General features: G+C 49.1%; 5 protein-coding genes. All 5 read right to left on the reverse strand.

Annotation, left to right across the window (positions count from 1 at the left end; all coding sequences use genetic code 11):
* On the reverse strand, nucleotides 1-190 hold a 190-nt coding region (locus PSF16_RS14730; protein WP_272689534.1), incomplete at its 3' end, for a DUF2913 family protein.
* A complete protein-coding gene (locus PSF16_RS14735; protein ID WP_272689535.1) occupies nucleotides 187-756 on the reverse strand; it encodes a ProQ/FINO family protein in 570 nt (189 codons plus the stop codon). The genes PSF16_RS14730 and PSF16_RS14735, both read right to left, overlap by 4 nt.
* 706 nt (nucleotides 757-1,462) lie before the next feature.
* The gene (locus tag PSF16_RS14740; protein ID WP_272689536.1) at nucleotides 1,463-2,401 is read right to left on the reverse strand and encodes a RepA family replication protein; all 939 of its coding nucleotides are present in this window, start codon (nucleotides 2,399-2,401) and stop codon (nucleotides 1,463-1,465) included.
* 410 nt (nucleotides 2,402-2,811) lie between these two features.
* The gene (traI, locus tag PSF16_RS14745; protein ID WP_272689537.1) at nucleotides 2,812-7,938 is read right to left on the reverse strand and encodes a conjugative transfer relaxase/helicase TraI; all 5,127 of its coding nucleotides are present in this window, start codon (nucleotides 7,936-7,938) and stop codon (nucleotides 2,812-2,814) included.
* Nucleotides 7,938-9,745: type IV conjugative transfer system coupling protein TraD (gene traD / locus PSF16_RS14750; protein ID WP_272689538.1), on the reverse strand; the 1,808-nt coding region annotated here is incomplete at its 5' end. The genes traI and traD, both read right to left, overlap by 1 nt.

A 9,745-nucleotide genomic window follows, 5' to 3' on the forward strand; every position in this document is an offset into this window, starting at 1 on the left:
GATGAAACCGTTTTTGTTTCAGGGCCGTTTGTAACCAGCGAAGCAGAAAAAGATTCTCTGATTGTGCGTTTCGAGCCGCTTTTCCATCCCATTGGGCCAGTTTCAGCGCGACTAAAGCCGCAAAGGCTAATTTACCCAGCCAACGATTCTTTTCTTCAACGATAATCGGGGAATTGGGTGTCTTTGTCATGCGATTCGTGATTGTTGTTTAGCCAGTTTTTGAATACGTTTCAACGTATCGGCGACATCCAACTCGGTGACAGTGCCATTCGGTTGACCGTCTTTATCATAACGTGCCGCGCCAGGCATAATCGTGGTGCGGTATTTCACACTGTGGCTAATGGCCGCAAGGCTGCGTTTCAGCTTTTTAGTTGAAATCGGCAATTCACGCACCTTTTTATCGGCAAATAAGGTTTCACGTATGCCAACCGCCATCGGTCGAAGTTGTCCATTGGGAAAAAGGTGTGGCCAATATTCTGAGAGGTTCGCGATAGCCTCCTCTAACGGGAGATGTTGTTTCGGTTGCGTCGGTGGAATAACTTTTTTCTCTAACAGGGGGACAAATGTGTCCTTTTTTTTCGCAGGTGGCGGTGTCACCTTTTTAGGAGATGTGGTTGGCGTTGTTTTGGTGGGTTTATTCTGTTTACGCTGCGTATTGATAACCACCTGTTTACGGCGACGTTGAATAACCGGTTCAGTACTTTCTGACTCTTTTTCTATCGTCGGACGTTTTAACGTCAGTGTTTTGCGTTCCATTTCAACCTCACACCAAAATCGCGTTTATCATCAATGCATTACTAGCAGATTATCATGAAATTTCACCAAAATCACCCAGCCCGAAGGGCTGTAGACGGCAAATAGTGTGACAGAGAACAGATTAAGGTGAGGGCCGTCGAGACCCGCGTTAGCGGTTACGCACTGTTTAATGCCCCAATCCGCCCCTCGTCCTGGTTGAGCCAATTAAAATTAACACCGTTATTTTGTTTATTTGACCCTTAGGAAAACGCAGTGAGACGGGCGAGAGGCGTAGCCTCGATGAACGGCTGTAGCTGCGCGTTAAGGTGGCCATAGGCCAGCTTTACGGGGGCAATGGCACTATGCTGACACCATTATCTGAGCGACAGCCATTTATGGCTTGTAAGCGAAGACTTTATTGGGTTTATCTCTTTAGAGTGTGCGGCTTGAAAAAGCAGAGCCGCAACTCCTTTTATTTAAAAGGACGTTTAGTTCAGAATCTAAAAACGAATTTAACTATAAAATACCAAACTAATTCGAAGTTAATTGCAGAGAATAAACGCATTCGAAGTTAATAGGGTGAATATCACACTAAAATAGTCGAGCTGTCATCGTCGAGATGAATGCAGAGATTGAATCAACGAATTTTCTGTTCAAAAAACACGCTATCCAGATTTAGGGCGAACAAAACCACCGCCAGTCAAGGCGGTAAATTTAAGGGGATGAATTAAGAGTCGGGCAAGTGTTCCAAGTAATGCAAGTAGATAGCCTGTCCTTGAATATTCGGGTACAAGGCTTTCATTTTGCGCTCAAAGGCCATGACTGCCGCAATAGGCTGCGTCACCTTCCAGGCTTCAAAACGACGCCATGCCGCATGTTCAGCGCTTTCAGGTGCTTCCAAACTTTTGGCTAAGGCTTTCTTTTCTTTCAGGGCCTTGGCTAAATGTTTCTTCTCTTGTTTAAGCGCTTCATCCTTCCCAACCACGAGGGTTTTGAGCTTATTGAGCAGGTTGCGAAGTTTATGCTTAGTGTCGAGTGACGCCACGTTCGCGCGGGCAAGCCGCAAAACATGTTGGGCGTAGCGTTTTTGGTAGCTCTCTTTTAATCCCTGTTTTTCCATCCAGCGGCTAAAGCTGGAGACCACTTCGCGCAGTTCCGATGCAGAAAACCCGAGTCCATGGAAAAACTCCGGACGAATCCAAATGCGCATGGCTTTGTATTGTTTGGCCTCGATATCAAAATCGCGGTCAATCACAATGAGGTTAGCGTGTTCCCAGTCGCGCAGCGCATGCAATATCGGATCGTAACTTTTACGGCCACTGTCATAGCGATACAGTTGACCGCACAATTCCGCCAACTTCTCCACCGAACACATTACTTCAAAGAGCGCGTCACTTTCGGGGTTATAATCGGCATAGGCAATCATGGCCATCGCTAACGCGTCAAAGGTTTCCCGACGCTCTGAACGCACGGATATCCGCTGCTTTCGACTATAACGCAGTTGGTAAATATGGGGGTTGCGGTTCCAATCGTGACGCTTTAACGCGGCAGCAAAGCGACGCACAGGCACTAATTTCGGTAATTGACCTGAAAATTTTGGCGCATAATGCCGATGAATTTTACCGATGGAACAAGGAATTGGAGGAATTGAGATCCCATTAGTCATGTCTCTCCGCACTTATGTTGTACGGAAGGAGTTGAATTTTTTTGCGCATAATTCTATACTCCCCGCTAGGAGTTCAACATTACCCCTAGCGGAATTGCTCTGATGACCCCTGATAATCTTTCCTCGCACCGCCAAGTATGAAGAAGATGTCAGGGGTTTTCTATTTGGGTTCACAGCACATTTCGTGTGTTACATCCCATTTCTTGCCACCTTTCGGCGTGGCGACCACAAAATTCACATCAATTGTCGGCTAATTTAGCACTCTATGCGCATCCAAGCAACGTCTTCACGATAAAGACGCGATTTATTCACAAAATTTGTGATAAAACTTGATGTTCGACGCGAGAGAAAACTAAAAGAAACTGGCGGAAATCGCCGACAATGCGGATTAAAACAGAAAGAACAGGACCTTAATCACCAAACTCACGGTCACGGGATTTTTCCATCACCATTTCACGTTCTTGCTGACGCAAGGCTTCCCGTTGTTGTTGCTGATGTTCACGCTCAAACTGAACAGCCTTTTCAATGACTCGCTCTTTCGCCTCCATGAAGTCATGTTCCCCTTTCAGCAAGCTATCACGCTCTTGCGCCATCACCTGCCGCAGTTCATCCTCGCTCAGTTCTGGCACTTTAGGCTCGCTGCTCGCTTGCTGACGCAGGGCAGCTTCAGCCTCTTTTAAGGCTTTATCAATCGCCTGCTCCTCTGGGGTTTGCTGGGATTTCGGGTCACTGTCTGCTTTATCGGTTTGCGCGGCATTCGGGTTCGCATAGGCGTTATTCACTTCCCCTTGCGTGATTTTTTCAATCATGGCCGTGTGTAAACGTTCATCGGGATGGAGCTGCACCACCACACCCTGTTCGGGTTGCTGTGCCATCGCCTCAAAGGCTGAATCCAAACTGTTTACAATCATGGTTTGTCCGTTTTGACTAGGTTTGACGACAATAAATTGCGCCTGTTCGCTCCCCAGTAAACGCCCTTCAGCTCGAAGTCCTTGCAATTTATCACCGTCAAGTTCAATCGCTTGTAACACCGTACCTTGAGCTTTACCGTGGACATCGTAAGCCGGCCACGCGACATGCGGTTCGGGATGCTTGGTGGACGGGTAAACAAACTTCCCTTCATGGGTGTCATCCAATCCCATTTGACGGCTTAATGCTCGTCCTATTGCCGTCTCATTGAGCGGCTGCGCCCGCTCAAACAGTTGATTACCGACGTTAGCCGCGTAGTCTTGTTCGGTCAGCAAAACATCGTGGGCGGTCTTCCGGTTCCCCGGATTTTTAATTGCGCTCGTCCATTTAGCCAAGTCATCACTGTAGGTTTGCACATGCGCTTTCGTACGGGATAGAGCTACGTATGCATCGCGTAAGGTCGCCAGAAAGCGTCGTCCTCCTGTCACGCCGCCAAGGACGATGACAAACTGACTGCTGGCCCCTTGCGCTTTATGCGCCGTACCGGCATAGCCGTAATCCACGTGTTGGTCAGTCAATGCCCTATTCGGGTCAAGCTCGCGTGACTCATCGCCCTTGGTAATCGTGATTTTTCCATTTTCGCTGACTTCACTGACCGTCCAGTCACTGTTCATCACGCGTCCGCGCTCTTTGTCGGTACGGGTAAAGCTAATTTTCTCGCCAACCGCGATATGACGGCTTTCTTGGCGGTAAATACCGATATCCCGTAAGCTACTTTCAAAAGCCGAGAGTAAATGCCCTTTACCGTCTTCATCAACCAGGGTAACAACTCCCTCACTCACTCCCGTCTCTGTCACCGCAATTCGATAGTACTGCTCTTGAATGAGAGCAATCTTACCGACATGTGCCGCCATCCCAACCGTTGAGAGCAAGGCTTCGGTGCGCGTACTTTCACGCACCAGTATCGGGATAGTGTTTCCGCCTTTCAATTGCCCCTGATCGAGTAAGATTTGATGAATGCCGCCGTTAAGCGCATCTTTATCACGGTTAGTTTGCACCACAATGAGTGTCTCTTTTTGCGCCTCTACAGTTCGCCCGCGATAATCGTCGAGAATATGATTAAGAACCCTATCCCCCGAGTGTACGACTGACTGTTCAGGTAATTCTGCATCGGCACGGCGCGGAACCACATCAGACGTCACGCTATTCATCGTGTCGATAGCCGTTTGAATATTGCCTGCTATAATGGCTTCAATGGCCGGACGAAGTTCGGGTCTTTGCCGAACAATTTCTTTCATAATGGCGGTATCAAGGGCTGACCGTTCTTGCGCAAGCGCAAAGGGCGTACCACTGTCCACCGATAATAACTGGGCCGTATCCCCACTGAGTACGCCTCGCCCCCCGCCATGCGCGATGATTTGTAAAACTTCACTTAAATTTCGGTTGCCGACCATAGAGCTTTCATCGACTAAAAATAGCGTATTTTTAAAATCGAGCGTTTCGCCTTGTTGTTGGCGTTGATTCGCATCCATCAAAAAGGCATGCAAGGTTTGCGATTTCACACCGACATCGGCCATTTCCCCAACGGCACGGTGCGTGGGCGCAAGGCCTATCACTTCCGGTCGCTGCGCTGCTGGGAGGGTATCCAACGCCTTGAGAACGGCAGTGAATTGCGTGGTTTTCCCTACCCCAGCGTAGCCTTGGATACCGACAAATTGGTCACGACTGCCTAAAATCAGCTCAGTTGCCGCTTTTTGTCCCGAGGTTAATCCGTCCAGCTGCGCCTCGGGCACAGACGCCATCAACGGCGTTTGTGTACCTTTACCCGCTAAAATAGTTGTGAGGATTTGTTTTTCCATTTCCCACGTACTGGCGACCACATAATGTTGTTGGGCTGCCCCCTTGCCACTGCTCACGGGGATGATGGCTTTTTGGGAAACTAAGCGGTCAAAAGCGTTTCCCACCAATTGACTGTCAAGCGAAGGGTGTAACGGTAACGCTTTGGCAATCGCATCGATGCGCGAGAAAAAAACCTGACTCTCTTGCGCTAACTCCATGCCTTGTTGCAAGGCTTTTTCAGGCTTAGACAATAACGCTTCCGTGGCTTTATCGGCGGCTTGCTCAATCGCTTTCGCATCCTGCCCCTCAACTCCCGCTAACTGTCGTGCTTGCTGATAGACAGGCGAACGCGATAAGCGACGCTCGGTTTCCATCTTATCCAGTGGCGTATACACCGTAATATGCTCACCACTGCGCGCAGCCGTATTGAGTAAAGTTGGCTGTGTATCCCGTGCAGATGCGGCCAATAACACCGTGCCTGTATCGTTAGCCTGTTGCCCTGGGGCAGTAACATAACCATAGTCGGCTTTGACACCGTCCCGCACATCAATACGGTGCGTTTTGCCGTTGAAATTAACCATGATGGCGTTTGGCATAAACCCAGATACCGTGACAGCGTCACGTGCAGAGAGTTTATTTTGCTTCGCCAGTATCGTTAACTGCTCGCCTTGCTTGATGTCCATCGTTTGGCGTTGATAGGCACTCCATTGGCCATCAAATTGCTGTGGCTTCATCACCTGTTTTTGCCCTTGGTCATCGAGCAACGTGACCGAACGGGTTTCAGGCGTTACACGGTCAATGGTGTAACGTTCAACCTCTTTCTTATCCGCATTCCAACGCTCCATCACCATGCCTTCACGGTAACTGTCGATTTGCTTGCGGGAATGGCTGTCGAGCCACACGGGCTTGAGCTGTGTCACCGTCACCGTTTTTTCACTGAGCATGCCGCGCTCGGTGAGGGTTTGGCGAATGGTATCGGTAACGATTTTTTGCTCCCGAACGCCACTGACCTGCGCGACCACGGGTTTCATGTCGCTGTGCAGCTGTGCATAATCCGCCGCCAGTGCCGCATAACGATGATTTTTATCGGGAATGTGCTCCGTTTTCACCGTCAAGACAGCGGAAGACTCACCTTGAAAACGCGGAACCCCTGCATCTTGTAAGGTGGCCAACACGTTGCCCGTGCCTTTGCGGCCACCACTGTCCATCATCAACACTTGCACATTGGCAGATTGAGCGCTTTCAAGTAGAGATAAGGCGGATTTCAGTGACAGTTTTTCCGCATTGGCAACCACCAAGGTACTGTTGGGTTTAAGCGGTTGACCATCACCCAAGGTCATTTTCGGCACAGAAGCAAAGCGATTATCTGTGGTAAACACTTTCGCACTTGTTGTATCGAGCGTCATCACGGCAACATCACGTCCTTGCGATTGCGCCATCGTGACGCCGTCTAATACCCCGTCTCGTTGTGCTTTACCGAGTCCTTGACTCGCGACAATCGCAATACTGGGTAAGGTATCGGCCACTTTTTCCATCACGGGAGTGAGGGTTTCTGTCCGTGCCTGAAAACTGACCGTGCGGTTATGTTGCTTCATGTCGGTGGCGATTTGTTGCAGCTTCAGCTCGTCCATCAAATGAATGGACGAGGTAAATAGCCCTTTTTTCTCATCGAGTGGAATAAGTTGACGCTGTTCAATCGCCACATCAATCGCTTCACGCACCTGCGCTATCATGCCCGCACGGGCTTCCAATCCCCCAAGCGTTTTAGCCAATACTTGGCTGTACGTCATACTGAGCTGCTTATCACTGAGTAACGCGATGGCATCGGTGACGGCGCGTGTGATATCGGGCTGAACCTCCCGAGACATTGAACCGGCTTCCCCTTTGACCATGCGCTGTTCGGCAGCGGCATAAAACGTTTTACGTTCTTCAGGGCCAAAGCCATTTTTATCCAAGCGATCAAACCAGTCGGTCAACAACTCGCTTTTTTCAGGGGTTGTTTTGGCTTGACGAGTATCGAGCGCCGCCACATCCCGAGATTTCAGTGAGGCTTCATGCCCCACCGCATCCATGATTTGAGCATGGCGCTGAGAAAAAGGCACAACCGGCACACCCACAATTTCCCATAACCCATTTTTTCCCGTTTCATGGGTTTGCATACCAAAGCCTTCCACGCGCTCACGTAAAGCATGGCGGTAGATTTGCCCTAATGACACTTGTAATGCATAAACGGCTTCACTGAAGCCGCTTTTTTGTTGTGTATCACTGGATAACGTGCGCCATTCGCCATTGTGCTCAGTCATGTTCATCACTAGGGCATGCGTATGGACTAAGGGGTCGTGCTCGCGGGAGGTATCGTGGTTAAATGCCGCAATCACCAGATTTTTGGTCATTTCCAACGACGTTTTGCCCTCAACCATTACCCGTGTTGAGGCTAGACTCTCCACTTCCTTTAGGGCGACCTCGACGGCATGGTTATGAGCCTCAATCATGCGCTTGTCGCCCAGAACGAGTCCTAATACAGAGACACTTTTAGGTGCCGAAAACGTTAAGTCTTGCCCTTCGCGGTGGACGTTTTTACCGTTTTCCCTGCGCTCAAGACTTTGGCCATTGGGTAAACGTCCCTCGAGGATCTCCCCCAGTTGGTCTTTGGTGACTTCCCCCTCTAACCCGAGCGATTTCGCCCCTTCGCCCATCCAACGGGCTTCAAGGTTGCCAAGGAAATAATAATTGTCTTCATGGGTATAATAATTGGCCGCATTATTGGCAATCGGTGCAACAGTCAGCATTACCACATCTCCGGTTCATCATGAGTATCATTACGGTTAGTCTGTTTCGTATGAGAAACATTGGGATGATTTAAAATTTCCTTTTCTTCCTGTCTCATGCGCGTATAGCTGTCATACAGGTCTTGGGGGTTTTCTTCTGATTCGACGACGGCACCTAAAACCTCACCCGTTTCAGTATTCACAGTGAGTCCCTCCATCACCACCTCTCGACCACTCGTGGTATTTAGATTGCTCAATGGATCGGTTTGTGTCTCGCTGGAATCCACTTTTGGCGATGATGTGTCTGAGACTGAAGGTGTGGCGGGTGAAAGCTCTTCAGGCATCCTGTCGTTCGCCACCGCACTTTCTACCGTCGTGGTAGCACTCACCTCGGTGGGGATGTCAACGGGTTTGCCGCTAATGAGACCATCAATAAAACGTCCCACATTGGCGGGTAAAGTGTCGTGCTTCAGTCGCAACTCAATTTCCGTTTCAATTTCTTGGTCTAAACTGTCATTGATGTTACGCGGAGTAAATTCAGCGGCGACTGGCTTAATTTTTTCATAACTCATGGCTTGCCTGACAACGGGGTATTGACCGGGTAATGTCAAATAACACGTCAGATCGGGTAAAGACTGAACATCGGAGTAGTTAACTAAGTCACTGTCTTCTTGTTGTTTACTGAACGAGACCCCATCCCGCACCGTCTCTTTGCCATAGCTGTATTGCTCATTGAATCGCCTGATCCGCTCTTGCCCGAGTTGATCTCGTACCCATTTCGCGACACTTTCATCCGGTGAACGAAAGAAAAAACGGGTATTGAGCAAATCCATCATGGCATCGGCATAATCCCGACCGTAGGTGTAGTCCAACTGCGGCTTATTCTGAAAACCCAACGTAAAACACCCACCAAACTTACGGGCCTCTGACAACACTTGCGGTAATTCAGGGAGTTTATGCAGTGAGGCTAATTCATCGTAGATAAACCAAACACGACGCTCCGGATTTTCCCCCATTTCCAGTAAACAGTTGGCCGCTTGCGCTAACCACATGGAAATCAGCGGTTTTAAGGATTCGTGTTGACGGGCATTACTGGTGATCCACAGCCATCCGTGACGTTCTTTTTTCTCATTGACACTTTTCATCCACTCACGGATAGCAAACGGTTCTTTACCATTACGTTCAATCCCTTGAAGGTAGCGCAGGGCTTTGACGTAGTTCGTCAACACACCTCGGATAGAAATGGCGGTTTTCTCGACCTTCTCTTCCATCAAGTTACTGGCTTCCGTGCCTGCCACATACGCACGTAACGTTTTCAAATCAATGGCTAATAACGTTCGTAATAATTTGTTATAACTGCGATTCGAATCCCCCCCTAACTTAGCGGCGACGGCGGTAAAAATGGTTCGCGCAGACCCAGTCCAGAAGGGATCTTCGGAGGTGCTTTGAGGGATGAGTGTATTCGCCATACTGTCAAAATCGGGTGTCGTTAAGCATTCACGCCACAGATCCCAATTTTCACAGCGGTCATCCAGGGGATTGAGCAATTTGTCGATATTTTCGTTGTAGTGCTTTTTGACCAACGAACAGCCTTTATCAAACACAATCACCATGTCACCGCGTTTACGCAGTTGAATTAACAGCTTATTAATGGCATTGGATTTTCCTGAACCGGGTGTGCCGTGCATTAAGATATTTTGCACTTCACTGTTCAGTTTCAGTGGTAATCCATCAAACGTGATCGGCGAGGCTTCGCGTCGGGCATGCAGCATATTTCGGACCGCTTTAACATCGTCGGTCAGGGTTCGTCCGCCGATAACATCATTAT

The sequence above is a fragment of the Providencia sp. PROV033 genome (assembly GCF_028484855.1).
In the GTDB taxonomy this organism is placed as follows: Bacteria; Pseudomonadota; Gammaproteobacteria; order Enterobacterales; family Enterobacteriaceae; genus Providencia; species Providencia alcalifaciens.